Origin of the sequence: Tessaracoccus lubricantis, from assembly GCF_039544535.1 — a bacterium.
GTDB classification, from domain to species: Bacteria; Actinomycetota; Actinomycetes; order Propionibacteriales; family Propionibacteriaceae; genus Arachnia; species Arachnia lubricantis.
On record NZ_BAABLV010000035.1, the window covers coordinates 109,615 to 135,487 of the forward strand.

At 70.1% G+C, this 25,873-nt stretch carries 22 protein-coding genes; 3 read left to right on the forward strand and 19 right to left on the reverse strand.

Annotation, left to right across the window (positions count from 1 at the left end; genetic code table 11):
- Positions 1-4: 4 nt before the first annotated feature.
- A complete protein-coding gene (locus ABEA30_RS10800) occupies positions 5-364 on the forward strand; it encodes a DUF3054 domain-containing protein (RefSeq protein ID WP_345582687.1) in 360 nt (119 codons plus the stop codon).
- Here the strand turns inward: ABEA30_RS10800 and ABEA30_RS10805 are convergent.
- From ABEA30_RS10805 to metH, 3 genes are read right to left on the reverse strand one after another with little or no spacing between them, the layout of a single operon-like run.
- Positions 287-1,255, reverse strand: a complete 969-nt coding sequence (locus tag ABEA30_RS10805; protein ID WP_345582689.1) for a tRNA (adenine-N1)-methyltransferase — start codon at positions 1,253-1,255, stop codon at positions 287-289. The two genes, ABEA30_RS10800 and ABEA30_RS10805, sit on opposite strands and share 78 nt — an antisense overlap.
- Entirely contained in the window at positions 1,252-1,917 is a 666-nt protein-coding gene (locus ABEA30_RS10810; RefSeq protein ID WP_345582691.1) for an HAD family hydrolase, read from the reverse strand. Before ABEA30_RS10810 ends, ABEA30_RS10805 begins: the two co-directional genes overlap by 4 nt.
- Entirely contained in the window at positions 1,907-5,371 is a 3,465-nt protein-coding gene (gene metH / locus ABEA30_RS10815; protein ID WP_345582801.1) for a methionine synthase, read from the reverse strand. Before metH ends, ABEA30_RS10810 begins: the two co-directional genes overlap by 11 nt.
- 42 nt (positions 5,372-5,413) lie before the next feature.
- Here metH and ABEA30_RS10820 point away from each other — a divergent pair, with 42 nt between their 5' ends.
- Positions 5,414-6,277, forward strand: coding sequence for a proteasome assembly chaperone family protein (locus ABEA30_RS10820; protein WP_345582693.1), 864 nt, complete (start codon positions 5,414-5,416; stop codon positions 6,275-6,277).
- 15 nt (positions 6,278-6,292) lie between these two features.
- Here ABEA30_RS10820 and rpe read toward each other — a convergent pair whose 3' ends face one another.
- The 16 genes from rpe to ABEA30_RS10900 all read right to left on the reverse strand — a co-directional run bounded on the left by rpe (position 6,293) and on the right by ABEA30_RS10900 (position 22,729).
- Entirely contained in the window at positions 6,293-6,946 is a 654-nt protein-coding gene (gene rpe / locus ABEA30_RS10825) for a ribulose-phosphate 3-epimerase (protein WP_345582695.1), read from the reverse strand.
- Between the two features lie 10 nt (positions 6,947-6,956).
- Positions 6,957-8,288, reverse strand: coding sequence for an RsmB/NOP family class I SAM-dependent RNA methyltransferase (locus ABEA30_RS10830; RefSeq protein ID WP_345582697.1), 1,332 nt, complete (start codon positions 8,286-8,288; stop codon positions 6,957-6,959).
- Complete coding sequence (gene fmt, locus ABEA30_RS10835) at positions 8,285-9,193, reverse strand: methionyl-tRNA formyltransferase (protein ID WP_345582699.1); 909 nt, start codon at positions 9,191-9,193, stop codon at positions 8,285-8,287. The genes ABEA30_RS10830 and fmt overlap by 4 nt, the downstream gene beginning before the upstream one ends.
- Positions 9,190-11,124 carry a primosomal protein N' family DNA-binding protein gene (locus ABEA30_RS10840; protein WP_345582701.1) on the reverse strand — a complete coding sequence of 645 codons (1,935 nt, stop codon included), beginning with the start codon at positions 11,122-11,124 and terminating at the stop codon, positions 9,190-9,192. Before ABEA30_RS10840 ends, fmt begins: the two co-directional genes overlap by 4 nt.
- A gap of 1 nt (position 11,125) precedes the next feature.
- Complete coding sequence (metK, locus tag ABEA30_RS10845; RefSeq protein ID WP_345582703.1) at positions 11,126-12,313, reverse strand: methionine adenosyltransferase; 1,188 nt, start codon at positions 12,311-12,313, stop codon at positions 11,126-11,128.
- Between the two features lie 85 nt (positions 12,314-12,398).
- On the reverse strand, positions 12,399-12,743 hold the full coding sequence (gene rpoZ / locus ABEA30_RS10850) for a DNA-directed RNA polymerase subunit omega (RefSeq protein ID WP_345582705.1): 345 nt from the start codon (positions 12,741-12,743) through the stop codon (positions 12,399-12,401).
- Positions 12,744-12,779: 36 nt separating this feature from the next.
- On the reverse strand, positions 12,780-13,331 hold the full coding sequence (gene gmk / locus ABEA30_RS10855; RefSeq protein ID WP_345582707.1) for a guanylate kinase: 552 nt from the start codon (positions 13,329-13,331) through the stop codon (positions 12,780-12,782).
- Between the two features lie 21 nt (positions 13,332-13,352).
- Positions 13,353-13,664 (reverse strand): integration host factor, actinobacterial type, encoded by a 312-nt coding sequence (gene mihF / locus ABEA30_RS10860; protein WP_345582709.1) that lies wholly within the window; start codon positions 13,662-13,664, stop codon positions 13,353-13,355.
- Between the two features lie 116 nt (positions 13,665-13,780).
- The gene (gene pyrF / locus ABEA30_RS10865) at positions 13,781-14,593 is read right to left on the reverse strand and encodes an orotidine-5'-phosphate decarboxylase (RefSeq protein WP_345582711.1); all 813 of its coding nucleotides are present in this window, start codon (positions 14,591-14,593) and stop codon (positions 13,781-13,783) included.
- A complete protein-coding gene (locus ABEA30_RS10870) occupies positions 14,590-15,645 on the reverse strand; it encodes a quinone-dependent dihydroorotate dehydrogenase (RefSeq protein ID WP_345582713.1) in 1,056 nt (351 codons plus the stop codon). The genes pyrF and ABEA30_RS10870 overlap by 4 nt, the downstream gene beginning before the upstream one ends.
- The gene (gene carB, locus ABEA30_RS10875; RefSeq protein ID WP_345582715.1) at positions 15,645-18,947 is read right to left on the reverse strand and encodes a carbamoyl-phosphate synthase large subunit; all 3,303 of its coding nucleotides are present in this window, start codon (positions 18,945-18,947) and stop codon (positions 15,645-15,647) included. Before carB ends, ABEA30_RS10870 begins: the two co-directional genes overlap by 1 nt.
- The gene (gene carA / locus ABEA30_RS10880) at positions 18,947-20,074 is read right to left on the reverse strand and encodes a glutamine-hydrolyzing carbamoyl-phosphate synthase small subunit (RefSeq protein WP_345582717.1); all 1,128 of its coding nucleotides are present in this window, start codon (positions 20,072-20,074) and stop codon (positions 18,947-18,949) included. The genes carB and carA overlap by 1 nt, the downstream gene beginning before the upstream one ends.
- A 19-nt stretch (positions 20,075-20,093) precedes the next feature.
- Complete coding sequence (nusB, locus tag ABEA30_RS10885; RefSeq protein ID WP_345582719.1) at positions 20,094-20,522, reverse strand: transcription antitermination factor NusB; 429 nt, start codon at positions 20,520-20,522, stop codon at positions 20,094-20,096.
- Positions 20,523-21,086 (reverse strand): elongation factor P, encoded by a 564-nt coding sequence (efp, locus tag ABEA30_RS10890; RefSeq protein ID WP_345582721.1) that lies wholly within the window; start codon positions 21,084-21,086, stop codon positions 20,523-20,525. It lies immediately after the preceding gene.
- Positions 21,087-21,140: 54 nt separating this feature from the next.
- Positions 21,141-22,094 carry a hypothetical protein gene (locus ABEA30_RS10895; protein ID WP_345582722.1) on the reverse strand — a complete coding sequence of 318 codons (954 nt, stop codon included), beginning with the start codon at positions 22,092-22,094 and terminating at the stop codon, positions 21,141-21,143.
- On the reverse strand, positions 22,091-22,729 hold the full coding sequence (locus ABEA30_RS10900) for a hypothetical protein (protein ID WP_345582724.1): 639 nt from the start codon (positions 22,727-22,729) through the stop codon (positions 22,091-22,093). Before ABEA30_RS10900 ends, ABEA30_RS10895 begins: the two co-directional genes overlap by 4 nt.
- A 197-nt stretch (positions 22,730-22,926) precedes the next feature.
- Between ABEA30_RS10900 and ABEA30_RS10905 the strand changes: the two genes are divergently transcribed.
- The gene (locus tag ABEA30_RS10905) at positions 22,927-25,836 is read left to right on the forward strand and encodes an ExeM/NucH family extracellular endonuclease (RefSeq protein WP_345582726.1); all 2,910 of its coding nucleotides are present in this window, start codon (positions 22,927-22,929) and stop codon (positions 25,834-25,836) included.
- Positions 25,837-25,873: the final 37 nt, after the last annotated feature.

Below are 25,873 nucleotides of genomic sequence, written 5' to 3' on the forward strand. Positions count from 1 at the left end.
GGGCATGAAGCGAGTCGTGCCAATCACCGTCGATCTGGTCTGCGTACTGGTCTTCGCCGTCATCGGACGCGCGTCGCACGGGCTGGACCCGGTGGGGGTCCTGTCCACGGCCTGGCCGTTCCTCACGGCCTGCCTGGTCGGCTGGGCGGCCGTGATCCTCAGCGGGGTCCCCTGCCGCGGGTGGCGCGAGGGGCTCATCGTGTGGCTCATGACGCTCCTGGGTGGCATGGTGCTTCGGGTCACCTCCGGCGACACGGCCGCGGCGGCCTTCGTCGCCGTGGCCGCCCTATTCCTCGGGGCCGCCTTCTTCGGCTGGCGGCTCGTCTACCGGCTTGCCCGGCACCACCGAGCCAGCGCCGCCTAGGTCCGCAGGGATGTTCGCCGGCCGCGGGCCCGTGTAGTCGGGCCCGTAGGCACCGGGGGCGGGCCGACGGCTGCGCATCGGTGCCTGCTGGCCCGGGGCCAGTCGTCGGGAGATCGCCAGGAAGCCGGTGTGGCTCGACGTGCCATGGCCGGGACGGATCGCCAGGCCCTCGGCGTGCCAGTCACGCATCGTGGTCTCCGTCAGCTGGGGCTCCGTGAAGCCGCCGTGCGCGCGCAGCGTGTCGGCGACGCGGCCCAGCTGGGTGGCGGTGGCGACGTAGCACACGAGCACGCCGCCCGGGATGAGCCGCTCCCCCACGGCGTCGATGCACTCCCACGGGGCGAGCATGTCGAGGATGGCGCGGTCGATCTGGTCGTCCTTGATCACCTCGACGAGGTCGCCGACGGTGACCTCCCAGCCGGGGTGTTCGCCGCCGATGAAGTTGCGGACGTTGCGCTGGGCCACGTCGGCGAACTGCTGGCGGCGCTCGTAGGACTGCAGCCTGCCCTCGGGGCCGATCGCCCGGAGCAGCGCCAGCGACAGGGCGCCCGAACCGACGCCGGCCTCCAGCACGCGCGCGCCGGGGAAGATGTCGCCCCACATCACGATCTGGGCGGCTTCCTTGGGGTAGATCACCGCAGCGTCGCGGGGCATCGCGACCATGTAGTCGTGCAGCAGCGGGCGCAGGGCCAGGTACTGCATGCCGCCCACGGAGGTGATGACCACGCCATCGGGCCCGCCGATGAGGTCGTCGTGGTGCACCGCTCCCTTGGTGGTGTGCCACGACTTGCCCGCCTCCAGCAGGATCGACTTGCGCCGCCCCTTGTTGTCGGTGAGCGTGACGCGCTCGCCCTCCCGCAGGGGCCCGGTGTGCACTCCGGACAGGTTCATGCCGCTTCCTTCCGCTCCCGCCAGACCTTGGCGAGCTCATCCCAACCGATGCCGTCGAGCCCCACGCCGATGTGCATGCGACGGTGTGGCTCGAGTGGCACAGAGGGAACAGCGTAGACGACGGCGCCCGAGGCGAGCCCCGACATGGTGCCGGGCACCGAATCCTCGAGGATCACGACGTCGGCCGGCGTGACGCCGAGCCGCTCCATCGCCAGCAGGTAGCCCTCGGGGTGCGGCTTGGTGCGCGTCACGTCGTCGGAGGTCACGATGAACGACACGTGCCGTGGCAGCCGGTCACGGGCGGCGTCGAGGATGTAGCCGCTGCTGGCGGTGACGATGGCGCACGGGACGCCTCGCGACTCCAGTTCGAGCAGTAGTTCGCGGGAGCCCGGGAGGTAGGGCAGGTCGCGGCTGCGGAGGTGTTCTGCCACGCCCTCGTGGAGCCTCTCCAGCAGGCCGTCCACGTCGTCGGAGCCGATGGCCTCGGCGATCATGGCGGCCGAGAGCCGGGCGTCCTGGCCGGTCATCGACTCCCACTGCTCGGTGGTGAACGTCACCCCGTGCTCGGCGAGCATGCGCCGCTCGACCTCCTGCCACACGGGTTCGGTGTTGACGAGGGTGCCGTCGAAGTCCCAGAGGACGGCCTTGGGCTCAGCCAGCATTGAAGTACTTCGCCTCCGGGTGGTGCAGGATGATGGCGTCGGTCGACTGTTCGGGGTGCAGCTGCAGTTCCTCGCTGAGCTCCACGCCGATGCGGCCCGGCTCCAGGAGCTCGACCAGCTTGCGGCGGTCCTCCAGGTCGGGGCAGGCCGGGTAGCCGAACGAATAGCGCGAGCCGCGGTAGGCCTGCTTGCGGATGGCCTCGTCGATGTCGGTGGTGGCGCCGAAGCCGAGGTCCTGGCGGATGCGGTCGTGCCAGTGTTCGGCGAGCGCCTCCGTCAGCTGGACCGACAGGCCGTGCAACTCCATGTAGTCGCGGTAGGAGTTGGCCTCGAACAGCCTCTGGGTGCCCTGGGCCACGGCGGATCCCATCGTGACCAGTTGCATGGCCAGCACGTCGGGGCCGTGCTCGGCGGCCTCGTCGGCGTCGCGGAAGAAGTCTGCCAGGCAGAGTCGACGGTCGCGGCGCTGGCGCGGGAACGTGAACCGGGTGAGTTCCCGCTGGGGATCCTCCGGGTCACCGACGATGAGCGTCTCGGCCTCCGAATGCACCGGGAAGTAGCCGTAGACCACACCGAAGTTGGCGAGGTTCTCCGTCTTGATCCGGTCCATCCACATCCGCAGGCGTGGCATGGCCTCGGTCTCGACGATCTCCTCGAACGACGGGCCGCCGCGGCTGCCCTTGAGGCCCCACTGGCCCATGAACGTGGCGCGGTGGTCGAGCCAGGCGGCGACGTCAGCCAGCGCGATGCCCTTGACGACGCGGGTGCCCCAGAACGGCGGGGTGGGTACGTCGACGCCGCGGGCCACGTCGGAGCGCGTGCCGGGCTCGATGGGCTCCTCCTCGACCTCGACCTTGGCGTAGCGGCGCTTGCGCGGCTCCGGCAGCCTGGCGCCGGGCACGCCCTGCTTCACGGCCATGACGGCATCCATCAGGGCGAGGCCCTCGAAGGCGTCCTTGGCGTAGCGCACCTGCCCCTCGAACATGTCGCCCAGGTCGTGCTCGACGAACGTCCGGGTGAGCGCGGCACCGCCGAGCAGCACCGGGTACTTCTCGGCGAGGCCGAGGCGGTTGAGCTCGGCGAGGTTGTCCTTCATCACCAGCGTCGACTTCACCAGCAGCCCAGACATGCCGATCGCGTCGGCGTCGTGCTGCTCCGCCGCGTCGATGATGGCCTGGATGGGCTGCTTGATGCCGATGTTGATGACGGTGTAGCCGTTGTTGCTGACGATGATGTCGACGAGGTTCTTGCCGATGTCGTGCACGTCGCCGCGGACGGTGGCCAGCACGAGCGTGCCCTTGCCGGAGCCCGCGTCGCTCTTCTCCATGTGGGGTTCGAGGTAGGCGACGGCCTGCTTCATGGTCTCGGCCGACTGCAGCACGAACGGCAGCTGCATCTGCCCGGAACCGAACAGCTCGCCCACGGTCTTCATGCCCGCCAGCAGGTCCTGGTTGATGATGTCGAGGGCCGGCTTGTCCCTGAGGGCCTCGTCGAGGTCTGCGGTCAGCCCCTTGGCCTCGCCGTCGATGATCCGGCGCTGCAGCCGCTCACCCAGCGGGAGCGCGGCGAGCTCCGCGGCGCGGGAGGCCCGCGCCGACGCGGCGGTCACGCCCTCGAACAGTTCGAGGAACTTCGACAGCGGGTCGTAGCCCTCGGAGCGACGGTCGTGGACCATGTCGAGCGCCACCTGCCGCTGCTCCTCGGGGATGCGGTCCATGGGCAGGATCTTGGCGCTGTGCACGATGGCCGAGTCCAGCCCAGCCTGCACGCACTCGTGCAGGAACACCGAGTTGAGCACGATGCGGGCCGCGGGGTTGAGGCCGAACGAGATGTTCGACACGCCCAGCGTGGTGCGCACCCGCGGGTAGCGCTTCTTCAGCTCCCTGATGGCCTCGATGGTCTCGATGCCGTCGCGGCGGGTCTCCTCCTGGCCGGTGGCGATGGGGAACGTGAGGCAGTCGACGAGGATGTCGCCCACGTCCATGCCCCAGTTCTGCGTGAGGTCCTCGATCAGGCGCGAGGCGACGCGCACCTTCCACTCGGCGGTGCGGGCCTGGCCCTCCTCGTCGATGGTCAGGGCGACGACGGCGGCGCCGTGCTCGCGCACCAGCGGCATGATGCGCCCGAAGCGCGACGTCGGGCCGTCGCCGTCCTCGTAGTTGACCGAGTTGATGATGGCGCGGCCGGCCAGGTGCTCGAGGCCGGCCTGCAACACCTCGGGCTCCGTCGAGTCGAGGACGATGGGCAGCGTGACCGCGGTGGACAGGCGCGAGGCCAGTTCCTTCATGTCGGCCACGCCGTCGCGGCCCACGTAGTCGACGCAGAGGTCGAGGACGTGTGCGCCGTCACGGGCCTGGGCCTTGGCGATCTCCACGCACTCGTCCCAGTTCTCCGCCAGCATCGCCTCGCGGAAGGCCTTGGAGCCGTTGGCGTTGGTGCGCTCGCCAATGTTGAGGTAACTCGCGTCCTGCTCGAACGGCACCTGGATGTAGAGCGAGCTGGACGAGTTCTCCGGCTCGGGCTGGCGCGGGGCGACCTCGCGGCCGCTGTACCGCTCCGCCAGGAGGCGGATGTGTTCGGGGGTGGTGCCGCAGCAGCCGCCGATGACGGCCAGGCCGAACTCGTCGAGGTACGAGCCCAGGGCGTCGGCCAGCCCGTCAGGGCCCAGTGGGTAGCGGGCACCGTCGGCGGTCAGTTCAGGCAGGCCGGCGTTGGGCATGGTGCCGACGGCGATGGTGGCGTTGCGGGCCAGGTGGCGCAGGTGCTCGCTCATCTCGGCGGGGCCGGTGGCGCAGTTGAGGCCGATGCAGTCGACGCCGAGCGCCTCGAGCGAGGTGAGCGCGGCACCGATCTCGGAGCCCAGCAGCATCGTGCCGGTGGTCTCGACGGTGACGTTGACCAGGATGGGCAGGTCGACGCCCGCCTCCTCGGCGGCGCGCTGCGCGCCGATGACGGCGGCCTTGGCCTGGAGGAGGTCCTGGCAGGTCTCGATCTGCACCCCGTCGATGCCGCCCCGGATCATCGCGGCCACCTGACGTTGGTACGCGTCCCGGACGGCGGCGAACTGGACGTGCCCCAGCGTCGGCAGCTTGGTGCCGGGGCCGACGGAGCCGAGCACGAAGCGCGGTTTGTCGGTGAACTCGTCGGCCACGCCGCGTGCGATGCGGGCGGACGCCTCGGCGAGTTCATCGAGGCGCTCGACGATGTCGTACTCGGCCAGGGCTGCGAGGTTGGTGCCGAACGAGTTGGTCTCGACGGCGTCGGCGCCGGCCTCGAAGTAGGCGCGGTGGACGGAGGCCACGACGTCGGGCCTGGTCACGTTGAGGATCTCGTTGCAACCCTCGAGACCCTGGAAGTCCTCCTCGAGGCTGAGCTCGCCGAAGGACTGCAGCATCGTGCCCATGGCGCCATCGGCCACCAGCACACGACGATTCAACAGGTCTCTCAGAGAAATAGCCACGCGGCAAGGCTAGCCCCACCCGGGTAGGCTGGACGAATGCAGTTCGCGCCTATGGACGGTCTCCGTGATCCCGCAGTGGTGATCGCGTTCTCCGGCTGGAACGACGCCGGCAACGCGGCCACCGACCTGCTCCGCCACCTGATGGACGCCTACCCGGGGACGGACGCGGGCATCATCGACGATGAGCGGTACTGGGACTACCAGCAGACCCGCCCGATGCTGCACCGCACCGCCGACGGCGCCTGGGTCGAGTGGCCGGCCCTGCGGCTGCGCACCGTCCACCACCCCGACCGCGACATCATCGTCGTGCTGGGCCCGGAGCCGAACCTGCTGTGGCGCCAGTTCTCCATGGAGCTGGTGGACCGGATCAAGAAGATCGACCCGGAGATCGTGGTGTTCCTCGGCGCCATGCTGAGCGACACCCCGCACTCCCGCCCGCTGCCCGTGGGCGTCTACACCAGTGACCCCGCCGTCGAGCGGAAGTACAGCATGGACGCCAGCGACTACACCGGCCCCACCGGCATGATCGGCGTGGCGGCGCAGTTGATGCTGCACGAGCGGGTGCCCGCCGCGTCGCTGTGGGTGTCGGTGCCGCACTACGTGTCGTCGCCGCCCAACCCGAAGGCCCAGGACGCGCTGCTGACGGAGCTGGAGGGCGTCCTGCACGTGCAGTTCCAGCACGCGGAGCTGCCCGTCGAGGCGCAGAAGTGGACCACTGCGGTGGACCAGCTGAGCCAGCAGGACCCCGACATCGCCGAGTACATCGAGCAGTTGGAGGAAGCGCGCGACACCGAAGAGGTCGAGGGCGCCACCGGCGACACCATCGCGGCGGAGTTGGAGAAGTTCCTGCGGCGCCGCGGCGACGACAAGCCCGGCAACGGCAACGCCATCGAGTCCTGACCGCCCGCCCGGGCGTCAGTGACGGCAGGCGGCGACGGCGGCCTCGCGCAGCCGGTTGACCATCGCGTCCGGGTCTGCGGCGTTGTAGACGGCGGAGCCCGCGACGAACGTGTCCGCACCGGCCTCCGCACACCGCTCGATGGTCTCGAGGCTCACGCCGCCGTCGACCTGCAGCCAGATCTGCCGGCTGCCGAGGAGTTCACGCGTGCGGCGGATCTTGGGCAGCACCAGGTCGAGGAACTTCTGGCCGCCGAAGCCCGGCTCCACGGTCATGAGCAGCACCATGTCGACCTCGTCGAGCATGTCGGCGTAGGCCTCGATGGGGGTCGCGGGCTTCAACGCCATCGACGCCCGCGCGCCCAGGCGGCGCAGCTCGCGGGCCAGCCGGACGGGGGCCGCGGCGGCCTCGACGTGGAACGTCACCGACTCGGCCCCGGCCTCGGCGTACTCCGGCGCCCACCGGTCGGGGTCCTCGATCATCAGGTGGATGTCGAGCATCATGTCCGTGGCCTTCCGGATGGACTCCACCACTGGCAGCCCGATCGTCAGGTTCGGGACGAAGTGGTTGTCCATCACGTCGACGTGGACGGCGTCCGCACTGCCGATGCGGCCGATCTCACCGGCCAGGTTCGTGAAGTCGGCGTTGAGGATGCTCGGGGTGATACGCATGGGCCCCAGCCTATCGAGGCTCCCCCGCCCACCCTTCGCCGACCCGCAGGAGCGACAGGTACATGGCGTCGGTCCCATGGCGCTGCGGCCACAGCTGCACGTCGTCGCCCAACGCGCTGTCCGGGACCTCCGGCAGCGCGTCGGCGGCGCGCAGCCGCGTCACCTCCGGGTGCTCGGCCAGCACGTCGTCGACCACCTCGACGGTCTCGGCTCGGTGCGGCGAGCACGTCACGTAGGCCACCACTCCCCCGGGCAGCGTCGACGCGATCGCCTGCCGCAGGAGGTCGCGCTGCAGGCCGCCCAGGGCGGTGACGTCCTCGGGCCTTCTGCGCCAGCGGGATTCAGGCCGGCGGCGCAGGGCACCCAGGCCGCTGCACGGCACGTCCACCATCACCTTCGCGAACTGCCTGCCCCAGGCGGGTCGCGTGCCGTCAGCGGTGATCGTCACGGTGCCGTCGGGGTACGCCGCCAGGGCCTGCTGCACCAGCCGGGCCCGGTGCTCCTGCGCCTCCGACGCCACCAGCCAGGTGTGCTGCCCGCGCGCGAGGCCGGCGAGCAGCGCCGCCTTGCCGCCCGGCCCGGCGCACATGTCGAGCCACGGCCCCTCCGGTGCCTCGGTGAGCGCCAGTGCCCAGGCCACGAGTTGGGAGCCCTCGTCCTGTACGCCCACGCGCCCCTGCCGGACCGGAGCCTGCTCCGCCGGCGCCCCCGCGGTGGTGGCGCCGAACGGCGAGAACCGGGTGGCCACCGCGCCCTCCAGGTCGTCGATCGTCGCCAGGCCGGGCCGCACCACCAGCGTCGGATGCGGGGCTTCGTTGTTCGCTGCCAGCGCACGCGGGAGCTCATCGGGAGTGAGCAGTTCGGCGTAGGCGTCCACGATCCAGCGCGGATGGTGCCCACGGATGGCGAGCTCGTCCAGCGCATCTGCGCCGCGGGACAACTCGTCGAGCCACCCGTCGAGGTCGCGCGCGGAGATCTTGCGCATGATCGCGTTGACCAGCCCGGTGACGCGCTGGCCGACGGTGGCGCGGGCCAGGTCCACCGTCGAGGTCACCGCCGCGTACTTCTTCATCCGCATGCCGAGCAGTTGGTGGGCGCCCAGCCGCAGGAGGTCGACGACGGCGGGCTGCAGCGACCCGAGCTCCCGGCCGGCGGCGGCCTCGATGACCCGGTCATAGGTGCCCATCAGACGGCAGGTGCCCGACACCAGTTCGGTGACCAGCCCGGCGTCGCGCGTGTCGAGCCCCGCCGTCGCCAACCGCTTCGCCAGCGCCAGGTTGGCGTAGGCGTGCTCGCCGGTGATCTGGCGCAGCACGTCGAAGGCGACCCTGCGCGGGTTCACGTCAGCACCTTCCCTGCCACGCCCGAACGCGCCCAGTCCGCCGCGGGCATCCGGCGCTTCCCGGGTGCCTGCACCTCGAGCAGCTCGAGCGCGCCCGCGCCGGTGCCGACGAAGACCTGCCGCTTGGTGGCCAGCAGCTCGCCCGGCGCCAGTTGCTGCTCCGCCACGGCGACGCGGTAGACCTTGAACCGCTGCCCGTCGAGTTCGCACCAGGCGCCGGGGTCCGGTGAACAGCCCATGATGAGGTTGCGCAGGTGCCGCGCGGGCCGGGTCCACTCGATGCGGGCCTCCTCGACGGTGATCTTGGCCGCCACGGTGACGCCCTCGGTGGGCTGCGGCGTGGGGCTCTCCCCTGCCGCCACCATGTCGACGGCGCGCACCAGTTGCCCGGCCCCGCTCTCGGCGAGCGACGTCAGGAGCTCGCCCGCCGTCGCGTCGGGCATGGGCTGCGACTCCATCAGGTAGACGTCGCCGGCGTCGAGCTCCCGCACGATCTGGAAGCACGCGGTGCCGATCTCCGCGTCACCGGCCATGACGGCGCGCTGCACCGGCGCCGCGCCGCGCCAGCGGGGCAGCAGCGAGAAGTGGAGGTTGAGCCACCCGTGGCGCGGGATGTCGAGGGCGGATTGCGGCAGCAGCGCGCCGTAGGCCACCACCGGACACAGGTCCACGTCGAGCGCCCGGAGCCGGTCCTGGAACTCGGGGTCCTTGGGATGCGCGGGCTTGAGGACCTCGATGCCCAGTTCCGCGGCGCGCACCGCGACCGGCGAGGGCGTCAGCTTGCGCCCCCGGCCGGCAGGGGCATCCGGACGGGTGACCACTGCCACGACCTCGTGGCCGGACTCCGCTAGCGCGTTCAGGGACGGGACGGCCACCTCGGGGGTGCCGGCGAACACGAGCCTCATCTGTCCTCCAGGGATTCGGGGTCGACGTGGATGCTGAGCTGGCCCCGTTCCTTGCGGGCGGAGCGGATGGCGGCTGCGCTCTTGACGCGCCGGGTCAGGTCTCGGGCGCCCTCGACCGGGGTGCGCAGCAGGGCCGCCCAGCGTTCGGTGCCCACCTCTGTCGGACCGAGGATATCCACCCCGGCCCAGTCGTCGTTGTCGAGGAACTCGCGCAGGGCGTCGGCGTCGCCGACGATGCGGGCCATCTTGACGCCGGGCGTCAGGCCCGCGTCGGCCCTGTCGGCCAGCTCGCGCGAGGCGAACCCGGCCAGGTCTGCCCTCAGCATCGCCTGCACCGCGGGATGCGTGGCGGAGCCGACCAGCAGCACCGACCCGCCGTCGACGGGGCGTCTGGCCATGGCGGCGGCGTTCGACCACCTGCGCACGGCCTCCTCGGCGGCGCGCAGGCTGACCCGCGACAACGTCACCTCGGTGTCGAGCACGAGCACCCCTGCGTATCCCGAGGGGGCTGCCGGCTCGGCGCCGGGAGTGGCGACGACGATGGCCGGCTCGTCGGGGATCTCGTCGCGGATGTTCCTGGCCGACGAGTTGACTGCCAGCACGCCCGGAAACGCGCGTGCCAACTCCTCCGCCGTGCGCGCGGCGCCCGGGAGCGGCGTCCGCAGGCGCGACGTGTGGCAGTGCTGGCAGGTCCACCGGGCCGGCTTGAAACCGCACAGTGCGCATTCGGGTTCGTCGCGGCGGCGCGCGCGCATGGGCCCGCTGCACTTCGAGCACGTCGCCCGATTGCCACATCGCTGGCACGCCAGAGACGCCGAATGGCCGGTCATCGGCACCTGGACGAGCACGGGCCCCTGCGGGAGGTGGTCACGCAGGAAGCGGAAGGCCATGGAGGGGATGCGCAGCCTCGCGGCCGTGGGGTCGTGCTCGCGTTCCACCTCGCCCACGGCGCGGACCGGCGCCACCACGCGCCTCGCCTCCGCCGGCGACAGGCCGAGTTCCGCCAGCCAGCCACGCTCGACGAGGGCCTGCGCGTCGACGCTGCGGGAGTGGCCGGCCAGCATGAGCGCCGCGTTCTGGCGCGCCGAGCGCAGGATGGCGACGGCGCGCGCGTGCGGATACGGCGCGCGCAGTTCCTCGTGGGCGTCGTGTCCGTCGTCGACGACGACGACCAGCCCGAGGTCGCGCACAGGCGCGAACACTGCGCTGCGCGTGCCGAGCATGATGCGCGCCTGCCCACGGGACGCTGCCAGGTATGCGCGGTAGCGGGCGGATCGCCCGGCCTCGGAGGCGAGCGCGCCCACCGCGCCGTGGCCGAACGCCGCTCGGAACCGGGCCACGGCAGGAGTGAGTTCGCGGACGGTCGGCAGCACCACCACGGCGGAGCGGCCCGACCGTAGCGTGGCGTCGACGGCCTCGATCACCCCGCCCAGGAGATCACCGGGGCCGCCGTGCACGGCCGACGCCTGCCAGAGCAACCGGGGTGAGCGCCCGGTGGCCAGGGCCTCGAGCAGCGCATGGCCATCCGGGTATGCGGGGAGCACGGAGGCCCGCTCCAGTTCACGGGGCGCCGGCCACTCCCGCTGGGGCGCCTTCTCGGTGGCCGCGTGGCGCGGCGGGATCGCCAGCCGCGCCACGTCGGACCAGACGCCCGCGTAGTGGTCTGCCACGGCCCGGATCAGTGCGTGGGTCTCGGGCGTGGCCAGGGGTTCGGACGAGACGACCTTGCCGAGGCGCGCCAGCGACGCGACCTCGGAGGTCTCTGCGATCTCGATGAGCCAGCCGTCGCGCTGGGTGCCGGCGAAGGGCACCTTCACCCTGGCGCCGACGGTGGCCGCGTCTGCCAGCTGCTCGGGGATCTCGTAGTCGAAGAGCCGGTCCAGGTGGGCCAGCGCCACGTCGACGGCGACCCTCGCCACCCGGCCCGTCACGTCATCCCTTGACTGCGGCCGCCAGTGCCTGGGCCCGGTCGGTGCGCTCCCACGTGGCCGACGAGGTGGTGCGGCCGAAGTGGCCGTAGACCGTCACGTCGGAGTAGATGGGGCGCAGCAGGTCGAGGTCCTGGATGATGGCGCCGGGACGCAGGTCGAACGTCGCGAGCACCGCGCTGCGGATCTGCTCCTCGGGCACCTTGCCGGTGCCGAACGTGTCCAGGTAGAAGCCGACGGGGTGCGCCTTGCCGATGGCGTAGGCCACCTGCACCTCGCAGCGGTCCGCCAGGCCGGCGGCCACCACGTTCTTGGCCACCCAGCGCGTGGCGTACGCACCGGAGCGGTCCACCTTAGACGGGTCCTTGCCGGAGAAGGCGCCGCCACCGTGGCGGGCCATGCCGCCGTAGGTGTCGACGATGATCTTGCGGCCGGTCACGCCGGCGTCGCCCATGGGGCCGCCGATGACGAACTTGCCGGTGGGGTTGATGAGCACGCGCTCTGGCATGCCGAAGCCGTACCGCTCCAGCACGGGCGCGATCACGTCGCGGCGCAGGTCCTTGTGGATGTGCGGCTGCGCGACGTCCGCCCGGTGCTGGGTGCTGACCACCACGGTGTCGATGCCCTCGGGCTGCCCGTCGTCGCCGTAGCGCACGGTCACCTGGGTCTTGCCGTCGGGGCGCAGGTAGTCGAGGGTGCCGTCCTTGCGGACCGCCGTGAGTTGCTCCGCCAGCCGGTGCGCCAGCTCGATCGGCAGGGGCATCAGCGCCTCGGTCTCGTTGCAGGCGAACCCGAACATGAGGCCCTGGTCTCCCGCGCCCTGCGCGCTGGCGAGGTCGCCGTCCGCGTCGACGCGCCGCTCGTAGGCGTCGTCGACGCCCTGCGCGATGTCCGGCGACTGGGCGCCGATGGCGACCGTCACGCCGCAGGAGGCGCCGTCGAAGCCCTTGCTCGACGAGTCGTAGCCGATCTCGAGGATGCGCTTGCGGGCGAGGTTGGCGACGTCGACGTAGCCGCTCGTCGACACCTCACCGGCGACGACCACCAGCCCGGTGGTGACGAGGGTCTCGACGGCGACCCGCGCCTCGCGGTCCTGCTCCAGCAGGCCGTCGAGCACGGCGTCGGAAATGGAATCAGCGATCTTGTCCGGATGGCCTTCGGTGACCGACTCCGAGGTGAACAGACGGCTCATGGCAGAGCACTCCTAGCGCGGCAACAAGCCGCATAGTGGGAAAGGGGTGTTTCGTGGCGGCGACAAGCCGCCCCCTTGGGGTGCGTCAGGAGGACGCGACGTCGGTGTCCGCGAACGGATCGACGAAGGCGAAGGCGGGATCGACGTCGCTGACGGCCGCGGCGACCTCTTCGGCGTTGGGGTCGATCTCCGTGTACTGGAGGAGGCCCTCGTTCATCTCGCGCAGGGCGATGGAGAGGGGCTTCTCCTCGGGAGCGGCCGACACCAGCGGGCCGACGTTCTCCAGCAGGCCCTCGCCGAGCTGCGAGAAGTAGGCGTTGATCTGACGGGCGCGCTTCGCCGCGAACAGGACGAGCCGGTACTTCGAGTCGATGTTCTCGAGCAGGTTGTCGATCGGCGGGTTGGTGATGCCTTCAGGCTGCGTGTTCAAGGTGATCCTTTCACGTTGTGAGCACAGAACATCCGGTCACAAGCCCATCAAGCTTACCAAAGCGTCGACCGTTTCATCGATCGAGACATTGACGATCTCGTGATCGGCCTCCCCCACCTGCGCGAGTTCGACCTTCGCGGTGGCGAGACGCCTTGCCATCGACTCGTCGTCCTCCGTGCCACGCCCCCGCAGGCGGCTCACCAGTTCGTCCCACGACGGCGGGCTGAGGAAGACCAGACGGGCCTCGGGCAGGTTCTTCTTCACCTGCCGGGCTCCTTGGAGGTCGATCTCCAGGATGACGGGGCGCCCCTCAGCGACCGCGGCGAGGACGGGTCGGCGTGGGGTGCCGTAGTAGTTGCCGTGCACCTCCGCGTACTCCAGCAGTTCGCCGTTTGCGATCAGGTCACGGAACTCGTCGATGCTGACGAAGTGGTAGCTCTTTCCCTCCACCTCACCGGGCCGCGCGCGGCGCGTGGTCATGGAGACGGAGTAGAAGGGTTCCGGATGCAGGGTGCGCAACCGCGCGCACACAGTGCCCTTGCCAACGGCGCTCGGCCCCGAGATCACCCACACAGGAGAAGAAGTCACCCGGCCGAGCCTACCGGTGGATCACTGGAACAGTTCAGTCAGGCGCACGACCTGGTGGCGGCCAAGGCCGCGGATGCGACGGTTGGGGGCGATCTGGAGGTTCTCCATGATCTCGGAGGCGCGGGTGACGCCGACGCGGGGCATGGCGCGGAGCAGGTCGACCACCTTGATGCGCGACAGCGTGTCGTCGTCGACCGCCTTGTTCAGCGCATCAGTGAAGGAGAGGTCGCCGTTCTTGACCTGCTCCTTGAGGTTCGCACGGGCGCGCCGCGCCTCGGTAGCCGCTGCCCTGGCCGACTCCAGCTGTGCGCTGCTCAGTTGGGGGATTGCCATTGGAGTGTCCCTTCAAGGTAATTGCTCATAACACCGTTGCCATGGCGCTGAGGTGATGCGAGAAACATACCGCGTCGGAGCGCAAACTTCAGCCCTAGGGGTGAGATTTGCCCGCATCAGGGCAACAGGGAGGCAATCTCGGCGACAAGGGCGTGCGCATTGGCTTTCAGCTTGTCACGTCCATGACCGATGACCCCCCGGCTTGCGGTGGGCAGCACGTGCGGCAAGCTTTGTCCGAACAGCTTCGAGAGGGCCTCGATCGTCCCGCCCTGAGCACCGATTCCGGGCACCAGCACCGAGGCGTTGAAAGCGGTGAGATCACACCCTGAGTCGGTGTGGGTACCACCGACCACCAGGCCGACGGCGTGGTCGGCCTCGGGGTTGAGCGCAGCGATGGTGTCGACCACGTGCTGGGCGACGGTGACTTCCCCGGCGTCCGCGAGCTGGATCTCCGCACCCTCCGGGTTGGAGGTTCGGGCCAGCACGTAGAGGCCCTGACCCCCGGCCACCGCTGCGTCGATCGCCGGCTTCAGCGAGCCGACGCCCAGGTACGGCGACAGCGTGATGGCGTCGGCGCGGGTGGGCGCGTCGTCGCCCAGGAAGGCGGCGGCGTATCCGGCCATCGACGAGCCGATGTCGCCACGCTTGACGTCGAGGATGCTGAGGGCACCGGCGGCGCGGATGTCGCCCAGCACGCGCTCCAGCACGGCGACGCCGCGCGAGCCGAACGCCTCGAAGAACGCCGACTGCGGCTTGAACACGGCGATCGAGCTGCCGATCTCCTCGACGATGCCCCGGGCGCAGCGCTCGAGCCCGTCGACGGTGTGCGGCAGGCCCCAGGCATCGAGGACGGCCGGCATGGGATCGATGCCGACGCAGAGCCGGCCACGCTCTGCCGTGACGGCCGCCAGTCGCTGGGCGTAGGTCATGAGGCCCTCCTGTACTCGTGGATGCCCCGCACCAGTGCGGGGCCCTCGTAGATGAATCCGGTGTAGATCTGCAGCATCGACGCGCCGGCGTCGAACATGCGGCTGCCGTCTGCCGGCGTCATGATGCCGCCGACGCCCATGACGGGCAGGGACGTCGAGGCCGCGAGGTGCTCGACGAAGGACAGCGCCCGGGCGGTGAGCGGCCGGCCACTGAGGCCACCGGCCTCCCCGGCGAGGTGCCGGTCCGCCGGGCTGAGCCCGTGCCGCGCCAGCGTGGTGTTCGTGGCGATGACGCCCGAGACGGCCGACGCGTTGACCACCGCGAGCGTCTCGGCCAGGTCGGCGCCCTCCAGGTCAGGCGCGAGCTTGACGAAGATCGGCACCGGGCGACGACGGTCGAGCGCCGCGGCCTCGTCGGTGAGCGCACCCAGCAGGGCCCCCAGCTCGTGCGCCGCCTGGAGGCTGCGCAGGCCGGGGGTGTTGGGGCTGGACACGTTGACGGCGACATAGTCGGCCAGGGGCGCCAACAACCGCAGCGAGGTGAGGTAGTCCGCCGTGGCCTCCTCGAGCGGTGTCACCTTGGACTTGCCGATGGAGATGCCCAGCGGGATGCCGACGGCGTGGTTGCCGCGCCGCACACCCTTGGCCCGCAACGTCTCCGCGAGGGCCGCAGCCCCCCTGTTGTTGAAGCCCATCCGGTTGACGATGCCCTGCGACGTGACCGCCCGGAACACACGGGGCTTGGGGTTGCCGGGTTGGGCCAGCGCCGTGACGGTGCCGAGTTCGGCGAACCCGAACCCGAACCGCGCCCACGTCTGGGCGGCGACGCCGTCCTTGTCGAGCCCGGCGGCCAGGCCGACCCGGTTCGGGAAGCGGATGCCCGCCACCGTCACCGGGTCCGACACCTTGGCGCGGGCCCCTCCGGGGGCCTTCGCCAGCAGGTCGATCATGGCCTCGTGCACCCGCTCGGGGTCTCCGCCGGCCGAGCGGAACAGGCCTGCGCGCAGGCAGTGGTACCCCGTGCGGAGCCCGCGGGTGACGAGGCCGGCCATCAGCTGTTCGCCCAGTCCTGCAGCGAACGCACGCCCACCTCACCGCGCTGGAGCGCCTCGATGCCCTGCGTCGCGGCGGCCAGGCCGGGCACCGTCGTGATCGACGGCACGTCGGCCAGCACGGCAGCGGTGCGGATGAGGTAGCCGTCCTCGCGGGTGCTGGCACCCGACGCGGAGCCCTCCGGCGTGTTGAAGATCAGGTCGATCTCGCCCGACTTGATCATCTCGACGATGGACTTGTGCTCGTCGCCCTCCTTCAGCTCGGAGAGCTTGAGCACCTCCTCGGCCTCCACGCCGTTGCGCCGCAGCACGGAGGCGGTGCCCGAGGTCGCCAGGACGCGGAACCCGAGGTCGACCAGGCGCTTGATCGGCCAGATCGCGTGGCGCTTGTCGCGGTCGGCGATCGAGACGAAGAGCGTGCCTCCGGTCGGGAGCGGGCCGCCGCCCGCGCTCTGCGACTTGGCGAACGCCGTGCCGAAGTTGTCCGACAGGCCCATGACCTCGCCCGTGGAGCGCATCTCGGGCCCGAGCAGGGTGTCGACGAAGGCGCCCGCAGTGGTGCGGAACCGGTTGAACGGCATCACGGCTTCCTTGACGGCGACCGGGGCACCGGGGCGCGGCGTGGAGCCGTCTCCCTCTGCGCCGAGCATGCCGCTGGCGCGCAGCTCGGCGATGGTGCGGCCCATCATGATCAGCGCCGCGGCCTTGGCAAGCGACCTGTTGGTCGCCTTGGACACGAACGGCACGGTGCGCGAGGCGCGGGGGTTGGCCTCGAGCACGTAGAGCGTGTCCGCGTGCAGCGCGTACTGGATGTTGAGCAGGCCCCGTACCCCGACGCCGGCCGCGATGGCCAGGGTCGACGAGCGGATCTGCTCGATGATCGCGTCACCCAGGGTGATGGGCGGCAGCGCGCAGGAGGAGTCGCCGGAGTGGATGCCGGCCTCCTCGATGTGCTCCATGATGCCGCCGATGTAGAGCTCGGTGCCGTCATAGAGCGCGTCGACGTCGATCTCGACGGCGTCGTCCAGGAACCGGTCGACCAGCACCGGCTGGTCCTCGCTGACCTCGGTGGCCTTGGCGATGTAGGTCTCGAGCGCCTCGTCGTTGTAGACGATCTGCATGCCCCGTCCGCCCAGCACGTAGCTGGGCCGCACGAGCACCGGGTAGCCGATCTCGGCGGCGATCGCCTTGGCCTCGTCGGCAGTCACGGCCATGCCGTGCTTCGGGGCGGGCAGCCCAGCGCGCGCGAGGACCCGCCCGAAGGCGCCGCGCTCCTCGGCCAGGTTGATGGCCTCGGGCGAGGTGCCGACGATGGGCACGCCCGCGTCCTTGAGCGTCTGGGCGAGCTTGAGCGGCGTCTGGCCGCCGAGCTGGCAGATGACGCCCGCGACGGGGCCGGCCTGGAGCTCTGCGTGGTAGATCTCGAGGACGTCCTCGGCCGTGAGCGGCTCGAAGTACAGGCGGTCCGAGGTGTCGTAGTCGGTCGAGACCGTCTCCGGGTTGCAGTTGACCATCACGGTCTCGTAGCCGGCCTCGCGCAGCGCCATGGTGGCGTGCACGCAGGAGTAGTCGAACTCGATGCCCTGGCCGATGCGGTTGGGGCCGGAGCCGAGGATCAGCACCGCCTCCTTGGTGCGGCTGGGCACCTCCGTCTCCTCGTCGTAGGACGAGTACAGGTAGGGCGTGGTGGCCTCGAACTCGGCCGCGCAGGTGTCGACCGACTTGTAGACCGGGCGGATGCCCAGCGCGTGCCGCACGCCCCGGACGACGTCGGTGGTGAGGTTGCGCAGCTTGCCGATCTGCTGGTCGCTGAGCCCGTGGCGCTTCGCACGGCGCAGCAGCCCTGCGGTCAGTTCCGCGGCGTCGCGCACCTCGCGGGCGACGTCGAGCAGGATGACGAGTTGGTCGATGAACCACGGGTCGATCTTGGTGGCCTCGAAGACCTGGTCGACGGTGGCACCGGCACGCAGCGCCTTCATGACCACCTGGAGCCTGCCGTCGAACGGCCGCGACGCGAGTTCGAGCAGTTCCTCGACGCTCTCCGCGATGGGCATGTTGAACTCGAAGGGGGCCTTCGGGTCCTCCATCGAGCGCAGCGCCTTGCCGAGCGCTTCGGTGAAGTTGCGGCCGATGCCCATGGCCTCGCCGACCGACTTCATGTGGGTGGTGAGGTACGGGTCCGCCGCCGGGAACTTCTCGAATGCGAACCGGGGCACCTTGACGATGACGTAGTCCAGCGTCGGCTCGAAGCTGGCGGGCGTCTCCTTGGTGATGTCGTTGGGGATCTCGTCGAGCGTGTAGCCGACGGCGACCTTGGCGGCGATCTTGGCGATCGGGAAGCCGGTGGCCTTCGACGCCAGCGCCGAGGAGCGCGACACCCGCGGGTTCATCTCGATGACGATCATGCGCCCGTCGACGGGGTTGACCGCGAACTGGATGTTGCAGCCGCCGGTGTCGACGCCGACCGCGCGGATGACGCCGATGCCCACGTCGCGCATGCGCTGGAACTCGCGGTCCGTGAGCGTCATGGCCGGGGCGACGGTGATGGAGTCGCCGGTGTGCACGCCCATCGGGTCGAAGTTCTCGATGGAGCAGATGATCACGACGTTGTCCGCCTTGTCGCGCATCACCTCGAGCTCGTACTCCTTCCAGCCCAGGATGGATTCCTCGATGAGGACCTCCGTGACCGGGGAGGCGGCCAGGCCGGCGCCGGCGATGTTGCGCAGTTGGGCCTCGTCGTGGGCGAAGCCCGAACCGACGCCGCCCATGGTGAACGAGGGGCGCACGACGACCGGGTAGCCCAGGTCCTCGGCCGCGGCCAGCACCTCGTCCATGGTGTGGCAGATGTGGGACTTGGCCACCTCGGGCGGGCCGCCGGGGATGTCCAGGGCGAGGCAGATCTCCTTGAACTGTTCACGGTCCTCGCCGCGCTGGATCGCGTCGATCGAGGCGCCGATGAGCTCCACGCCGTACTTCTCCAGCACGCCGTTGTCGTGCAGCGCGACGGCGGTGTTGAGCGCCGTCTGGCCGCCCAGCGTCGCCAGCACCGCGTCGGGGCGTTCCTTCGCGATGACCCGCTCGACGAACTCAGGGGTGATGGGCTCGACGTACGTCGCGTCCGCGAAGTCCGGGTCGGTCATGATCGTGGCCGGGTTCGAGTTGACGAGCACCACGCGGTAGCCCTCCTCGCGGAGGACACGGCACGCCTGGGTGCCGGAGTAGTCGAACTCGCAGGCCTGACCGATCACGATCGGGCCCGAGCCGATCACGAGGATCGACGAGATGTCTGTGCGACGGGGCATCAGGCGTCCTTTCCGGCCGAGATGACCGACACGAACCGGTCGAAGAGGTAGTTGGCGTCGTGGGGGCCTGCGGCGGCCTCCGGGTGGAACTGGACGGAGAAGGCCACCAGTTCGCCGTCGCGGCGCAGCTCGAGGCCCTCGACGACGTCGTCGTTGAGGCACTTGTGGCTGACGGTCACCTGGCCGAACTCGGTGTCGGTGGCCTCGTCCAGCGGCGCGTCGACGGCGAAGCCGTGGTTGTGGGCCGTGACCTCGATGCGCCCGGTGGTGCGGTCGACCACGGGCTGGTTGATGCCGCGGTGGCCGAACTTCAGCTTGTAGGTGTCGAAGCCCAGCGCCCGGCCGAACAGCTGGTTGCCGAAACAGATGCCGAAGAACGGCACCTTCGCCTTGAGGACCTCGCCGAGCAGCGCCGTCGGGGCGTCGGCCGTCGATGGGTCGCCCGGGCCGTTGCTGAAGAAGACGCCGTCGGGTGCGTAGCTCATGACCTCGTCGAACGTGGCGTGCGCCGGCACGACGTGCACGTCCAGGCCGCGCGCGGCGAGCTGGGCGGGGGTCATGGACTTGATGCCGAGGTCGACGGCCACGACGGTGAACTTCTTCTCGCCCTGCGCCTCGACGGTGTAGGGCATCTGGGTGGTCACGTCGCCCACGAGGTCCTGGCCCGCCATCATCGGCTGCGCCAGGACACGGGCCAGCAGCTCGTCGGCGTTGTCGGTCTCGGTGGAGATGCCCACCCGCATGGCGCCGAGGTCACGGATGTGCCGGGTGAGCGCACGGGTGTCGATGTCGCAGATGCCGACGATGCCCTGGGCCCGCATCTCCTCGTCGAGGCTGCGCGCCGAGCGCCAGTTCGACGGGCGAGGTGAGGGGTCCCGCACGATGTAGCCGGCCACCCAGATGCGACCGGACTCGCCGTCCTCGTCGTTCCAGCCGGTGTTGCCGATGTGCGGGGCGGTGGCGAGCACCACCTGTCCGCGGTAACTGGGGTCTGTCAGGGTCTCCTGGTATCCGGACATGCCGGTGGAGAACACCAGCTCGCCGAACGTCTCGCCAGTGGCGCCGAAGGACTGGCCACGAAACACGCGCCCATCCTCCAAGACCAACAGTGCGGGAACGGGACTCATGCGTTACCTCTTTCGGGTATCAGTTCGTGGTTGGCTTCGCGCCGGCGGCCTTGGCCAACAGGCCATTGAGGAACGTCGGTGATTCGTCGGTGGACAGGTCTCCCGCGAGGCGTACCGCCTCGGAGATCACTGCGGCGGGCGGGGTGTCGGTGTAGTCGAGCTCGTAGATCGCCATGCGGGCGATGTTCCGGTCGACCGAGGGCATGCGCTCGAGGGGCCATGCCGGGGAGGTCGCTGCGGCGATGCGGGCGTCGATGGCATCGAAGTGCTCGGCGACGCCGAAGACGATCTCACGCGTCAGGTCGCGCACGGTGCCGCCGCTGAGGCTGCGTTGTTCCGTGTACGTCTCGGCCAGCGAGGCGCCGCGCTGCTCCGCCATGAAGAGGATGTCGAGAGCAGCCTTGCGGGCCTTCGTCTGTGCGCTGTAGTGGGAGGAGCGCTCGGTCATCTAGCTGGAGACGCGTCCGAGGTAGGAACCGTCGCGGGTGTCGACCTTGATCTTCTCACCGGTGGTGATGAAGAGGGGCACCTGGATCTGCTTGCCGGTCTCCAGCGTGGCGGGCTTGGTGCCACCGGTGGAGCGGTCTCCCTGCAGGCCGGGCTCGGTGTAGTCGACGACGAGTTCGACGGAGGCGGGCAGTTCGATGAACAGCGGGTTGCCCTCGTGCGTGGCGACGAAGGCGTTCTGGTTCTCCAGGAGGTAGTCCTTCGCGTCGCCGACGGTCTCGGCGGACACGTGGACCTGCTCGAAGGTGGTGTTGTCCATGAAGACGTAGTCGTCACCGTCGATGTAGAGGTACTGCATCTCCGAGCGGTCCACCTTGGCGGTGTCGACCTTGGTGTCGGAGTTGAAGGTCTTGTCGATGATCTTGCCGGTCAGCACGTGCTTCAGCTTGGAGCGCACGACGGTGTTGCCCTTGCCCGGCTTGTGGTGCTGGAACCACAGCACCTGCCACAGCTGTCCATCGAGATCGAGGACCATGCCGTTCTTCAAATCGTTGGTCGAGACCATTGCTTGTTCTCCTCAGGGGATCGGGGGCTGCGGCCAACAGTGCATTCTACGGGATCAGGCCCCCTGAGTGGAAAATCGTCCACACTCCGTGGTCAGGATCTCCACGACGGCGTCCCGGGTGAGCTCGAAATGGCTGCGGCCCTCCGCGTCGACGGCGCGCCTGCCGTAGTAGCCGTTGGTGCCGTCGTGGCCCATGGGGCCGATGGTGTGGAAACTCACCCGTCCCTCCCGCTTGGCCCTGCCCCACGGCGACATCGGTGCCGTCGGCCACCGGCCTGGGAACGCGATGGTCCCCAGGAGGTGCGCGTGGTCGGCCGTGCCGGTGAGGTGCCACACGTGGCGCATCCGGTCCAACCCGGGGTCGTCGCCGAAGATGCCGCCGATGCTGATCATGGAGACGGGCACCTGGAGTGCGTGCAGGAACCAGCCCGCGCCCAGCGCCATCTGCGCGCCGCCGGAGAGCCCCATGAGCGTGACGGGTGCCCCGCTACCTGGCCGGTACCCGTGCCGTTGCAGGGCGCGCCAGATCTCCTGGGCCAGCCCGATGTTGAACGTGGGGCCATAGCGCGGGTCCGCCGAGACCAGCACCTGGGCGATGTTGCGCACGTTGATCAGGTTGTGCACGGGGTTCCAGTGCCAGTGTCGGCGCGTCCAGTCGAGCAGCTTCCACAGCCCCATGGTTGCGCGCTGCAGCAGGCCACGGTTGTCGACGGCGTACGGGAACACGTCGGAGACGATCTCCGCGCTGGGCACCCGCTCCCCCACCGCGTCCAGCCATGCCCTCTCGCGGTCCGAGAGCGCGTCCCCGCCGAGCACGCCCACGCCGGACAGGTAGACGACGAACGCAGTGGATTCGGAAGGGCGGAGCCCCTCCGTCGGCAGCTGCTCGAAGGTGGCGGCGATCTCGGCCTGCCCCTTGTCCGCCCACCAGCGCAGCGACTCGAGCGGCGACAGCAGGACGAACGCCGCCACGACCAGCACCGCGCCGCCCAGCACCCAGGTGATCACGCCTGCAGCTCCCGCCTCGTGCGGTCCAGCACGGGCATGGCGGGCGTCCCGGCGAGGATGTCTCGCGAGGTGACGACGGTGGGCCGGCCCGTCGCCAGCGTCCAGAGCCGTGACCCCACCCAGTTGACCGGGCGCTGCAGCAGCCGCGAGAGCACCTGCATCACGCCCCAGCCGGACAGCGCGAACACCAGCCCCCACCACCGGCCGATGCCGAACACGACGTCGAGCCCGAACCACAGGATCAGGAAGCTCCAGCCCTGCAGCACCCGTCCGAAGAACAACCCGAAGTGCGGCATCGCCTGGATGAACGCGAAGCTGAGCGGCGCCACCGACAGCAGCCCGACGAACACCAGCGGCATCAACGGCGCGGCACGACGCAGCGCGAGCGAGGTCACGGCCCAGGTGACGGCCGCCTGGACCACGTGCAGCACCACCAGCGAAACGAAGTTCATCAGGAGGGTGGTGACCAGGCGCAGGCCCTTGATGCGGTTGAGCAGGAGGATGGCGGCGTGGCCGAGCATCGTCGAGGCACCTGCGATGAACGCGACCCCCAGCGCGGCCCACGTGCCCACCGTGCCGAACTGGGCGATGTCGAGCCGCAGCGCCACCGCAAGGGCTCGGATCACCTCGGACATGGGATGAGCCTAGACCAGCCGCGTTCGGCCGAAACGTGCGACGCCGCTGCGCCGTGGACGAATTCTTGGCCAAGCACGGGTGAACTTCCCCTGAACGATCTGCAGGGGTGAGCAAATCGTTGACAGGATCCCTCTATGGTGAGGCCCACTGTGGCCGTCATCCGACGGCGACGTCACTTCCAGTAGGAGTCCGATCCATGCGCAAGCACCTCTACGTGCTGGCCGCGACGACGGCGTTGCTCGCCGCCTCATTCGTCGCCGCGCCCGCACAGGCGGTACCAGCCGACCACCTCGTGATCAACGAGGTCTACGCCCGCGGCGGCAGCGCCAACGCCCCGTACACCAAGAAGTTCGTCGAGCTCTACAACCCCACCAGCCAGTCCATCGAACTCGCGGGCTGGACGCTCGGCTACAGCGCGGCGACCAACGCCGGCATCGGCAACAGCTGCGCCCTCAGCGGCGCGGTTGCCGCAGGCGGGTACTTCGTCATCGGTGCCGGCAGCAACGGTGCCACGGGCGAGGCCGTCACGACCAACCTTGACTGCACCTTCAGCCTGAGCGGAACCAACCGGGCCGTGACCCTCCTCAACGGCGCGGACACCGTCGACCTCGTCGGCTACGGCACGGCGGTACGGTTCGAGGCCGCGGCAGCGGCGTACCCAGGGGCCAACGCAGACCAGGGTTCGATCAACCGCACGGGCGGCGCGGACACCGACGACAACGCTGCGGACTTCTCCTACACCAAGACGGTGACCCCGGGCGCAGAGGGCCCGGCGCCCACGGCTTCGCCCACCGACACCACCCCGACGGTGGAGCCCACCCCGCAGGCACCCATCACGATCGCGCAGATCCAGGGCACTGGCGCCGAGTCAGCGCTCAAGGGTCAGGCCGTCACCACCGTCGGCGTCGTGACCGCCGCGTACCCCACTGGCGGCTTCAACGGCGCCTTCATCCAGACCCCCGGCACCGGCGGCACCACCAAGACCGCGGCTGACGCCTCCGACGGCATCTTCGTCTGGGGCAACGCCGCAGCCGCCGCCACCGTCGGCCAGTGCTACACGGTGAGCGGCACCGTCGCCGAGTACTCCAGCGCCGGCGGCAGCCTCACCCAGCTCTCGTCGCCCGCCTTGACGCCGATGGCCGACTGCGCCCGGGTGGTGGCCACGACGCTGGCAGAGCTGCCCGCCGACGACGTGAAGAACGCCTACGAGGGCATGCTGGTCCAGCCCACCGGCACCTACACGATCACGAACAACTACGCGCTGAACCAGTACGGCTCGTTGGGCCTCGCCTTCGGCACCGAGCCGCTGTTCCAGGCCACCGACGTCGTCCGGCCCGGCGCTGAGGCGCTGGCCTACGAGCAGGCCAACCTGCGCAAGGCCATCACGCTCGACGACGGCTCGAGCTGGAACTACATGTCGAACGCCACGGCGAAGGCCAGCCCGCTGCCCTACCTCAGCGCCGAGACCCCGATGCGCACCGGCTCCCCCGTCACGTTCGACGGGCCGGTCATCCTCGAGTACCGCTTCGGTGGCTGGAACTACCAGCCCAGGAGCCAGGTGGTGGGCCCCGAGGTCGACTTCCTGACCTCGGTCAACGACCGCCCCACCACGGCACCCGCGGTGGGCGGTGACGTGCAGCTCGCCTCGTTCAACGTGCTCAACTACTTCGACGACCTCGGCGTCGCCGAGGCGGACTGCCGCGCCTACAACGACATGTACGGCAACCCGGTGGGCGCCAACGGCTGCCAGGTGCGCGGTGCCTACTCCGAGTCGGCCTTCGCCGACCAGGAGGCCAAGATCGTCGCGGCCATCAACAAGCTGGACGCCGACGTCGTGGGCCTGCAGGAGATCGAGAACAGCGCCGGCATCACCTACCTGCCGGGCCAGTCCCGCGACAAGGCCCTCGCCACCCTGGTGGCGGCGCTCAACGCCGCAGGCGGCAACTGGGCGTTCGCGCCCAGCCCCGTGGTGACGCCGCCCAACGAGGACGTGATCCGCACGGCCTTCATCTACGACCCGGCCACCATCGAGCTCGTGGGCCCGTCCCACATCCTGCTCGACGCCGCCTTCGCCGATGCGCGCCAGCCGCTGGCGCAGGAGTTCAAGGTGAAGGGCAGCGGCACCACGTTCGTCGCCATCGTCAACCACTTCAAGTCGAAGGGTTCCGGCGTCGACGACGGCACGGGTCAGGGCAACGCCAACCCGTCGCGCGAGGCGCAGGCCACCGCGCTGAGCACCTGGGCCAACACGTTCGACGAGTTCGAGGACAAGGCCGTCTTCCTGATGGGTGACTTCAACGCCTACACCAAGGAGACGCCGGTCCAGATCATCGAGGCGGCCGGCTACGCCAACCTCACCGAGGGTGGCGTGACCCAGGACGCGACCTACCAGTTCTCGGGCCGCCTCGGCTCGCTCGACCACGTGTTCGCCAACGCCGACGCGCTCGACCTGGTGACCGACGCGGCCGTGTGGAACATCAACGGCGACGAGTCGATCGCGTTCCAGTACTCGCGCCGCAACTACAACACCACCGACTACCACGTGGCCGACGAGTTCGCATCGTCCGACCACGACCCCGTCGTGGTGGGCATCGAGGTCCCCGGCGTCAAGCCCAGCCCCCAGCCGTCGAAGTCGCCGTCGGCCACCCCGACCGTCCCGCCGCAGAGGTTCGTGCCCACTCCGCCGTACACGGCACCGGGCCGGTTCCACCTCAACGGCCGCGACTGGGTCACCACGTGTGAGCCGTACTCGCAGACGCTGCGGTGCCGCACCGAGATCTGGGCCACCGTCGTGGTCATCGAGGACGGCCAGTTCGTCCGCCGGAGCGGGTGGGCGTTCAACAACCTCACCTACCTGCCCTACATGACCCGTCAGGCCTGGGCTGCCAACCCGCTCGGCCACGCCAACGAGTGGACGGCAGCGGACGGGCGCAAGTGGCGCACCGAGTGCGACACGGCGGCCACCGGCCGCAACGGTTGCCGCTCGTACGCGCTGGTGACGGTGTACAAGGCCACCCCGGAGGGCACTGGCGGCTACGCGTTCAGCCAGGCCAACGAGTGGGTCTTCAACAACATCGTGATGTTCGGCGGCCCCGAACTGCGATAGTCCCCGCACGGCAGAGGCCCCGGAACACCGTGTGTTC

Excerpts from the sequence above, each read along its gene's own strand:
- ABEA30_RS10800 (WP_345582687.1), top strand. The coding sequence starts at position 5 with ATGAAGCGAGTCGTGCCAATCACCGTCGATCTGGTCTGCGTACTGGTC.
- ABEA30_RS10805 (WP_345582689.1), bottom strand. The coding sequence starts at position 1,255 with ATGAACCTGTCCGGAGTGCACACCGGGCCCCTGCGGGAGGGCGAGCGC.
- ABEA30_RS10810 (WP_345582691.1), bottom strand. The coding sequence starts at position 1,917 with ATGCTGGCTGAGCCCAAGGCCGTCCTCTGGGACTTCGACGGCACCCTC.
- ABEA30_RS10820 (WP_345582693.1), top strand. The coding sequence starts at position 5,414 with ATGCAGTTCGCGCCTATGGACGGTCTCCGTGATCCCGCAGTGGTGATC.
- rpe (WP_345582695.1), bottom strand. The coding sequence starts at position 6,946 with ATGCGTATCACCCCGAGCATCCTCAACGCCGACTTCACGAACCTGGCC.
- fmt (WP_345582699.1), bottom strand. The coding sequence starts at position 9,193 with ATGAGGCTCGTGTTCGCCGGCACCCCCGAGGTGGCCGTCCCGTCCCTG.
- metK (WP_345582703.1), bottom strand. The coding sequence starts at position 12,313 with ATGAGCCGTCTGTTCACCTCGGAGTCGGTCACCGAAGGCCATCCGGAC.
- mihF (WP_345582709.1), bottom strand. The coding sequence starts at position 13,664 with ATGGCAATCCCCCAACTGAGCAGCGCACAGCTGGAGTCGGCCAGGGCA.
- pyrF (WP_345582711.1), bottom strand. The coding sequence starts at position 14,593 with ATGACCTACGCCCAGCGACTGGCGGCCGTCACGGCAGAGCGTGGCCGG.
- ABEA30_RS10870 (WP_345582713.1), bottom strand. The coding sequence starts at position 15,645 with ATGGCCGGCCTCGTCACCCGCGGGCTCCGCACGGGGTACCACTGCCTG.
- carB (WP_345582715.1), bottom strand. The coding sequence starts at position 18,947 with ATGCCCCGTCGCACAGACATCTCGTCGATCCTCGTGATCGGCTCGGGC.
- carA (WP_345582717.1), bottom strand. The coding sequence starts at position 20,074 with ATGAGTCCCGTTCCCGCACTGTTGGTCTTGGAGGATGGGCGCGTGTTT.
- nusB (WP_345582719.1), bottom strand. The coding sequence starts at position 20,522 with ATGACCGAGCGCTCCTCCCACTACAGCGCACAGACGAAGGCCCGCAAG.
- efp (WP_345582721.1), bottom strand. The coding sequence starts at position 21,086 with ATGGTCTCGACCAACGATTTGAAGAACGGCATGGTCCTCGATCTCGAT.
- ABEA30_RS10900 (WP_345582724.1), bottom strand. The coding sequence starts at position 22,729 with ATGTCCGAGGTGATCCGAGCCCTTGCGGTGGCGCTGCGGCTCGACATC.
- ABEA30_RS10905 (WP_345582726.1), top strand. The coding sequence starts at position 22,927 with ATGCGCAAGCACCTCTACGTGCTGGCCGCGACGACGGCGTTGCTCGCC.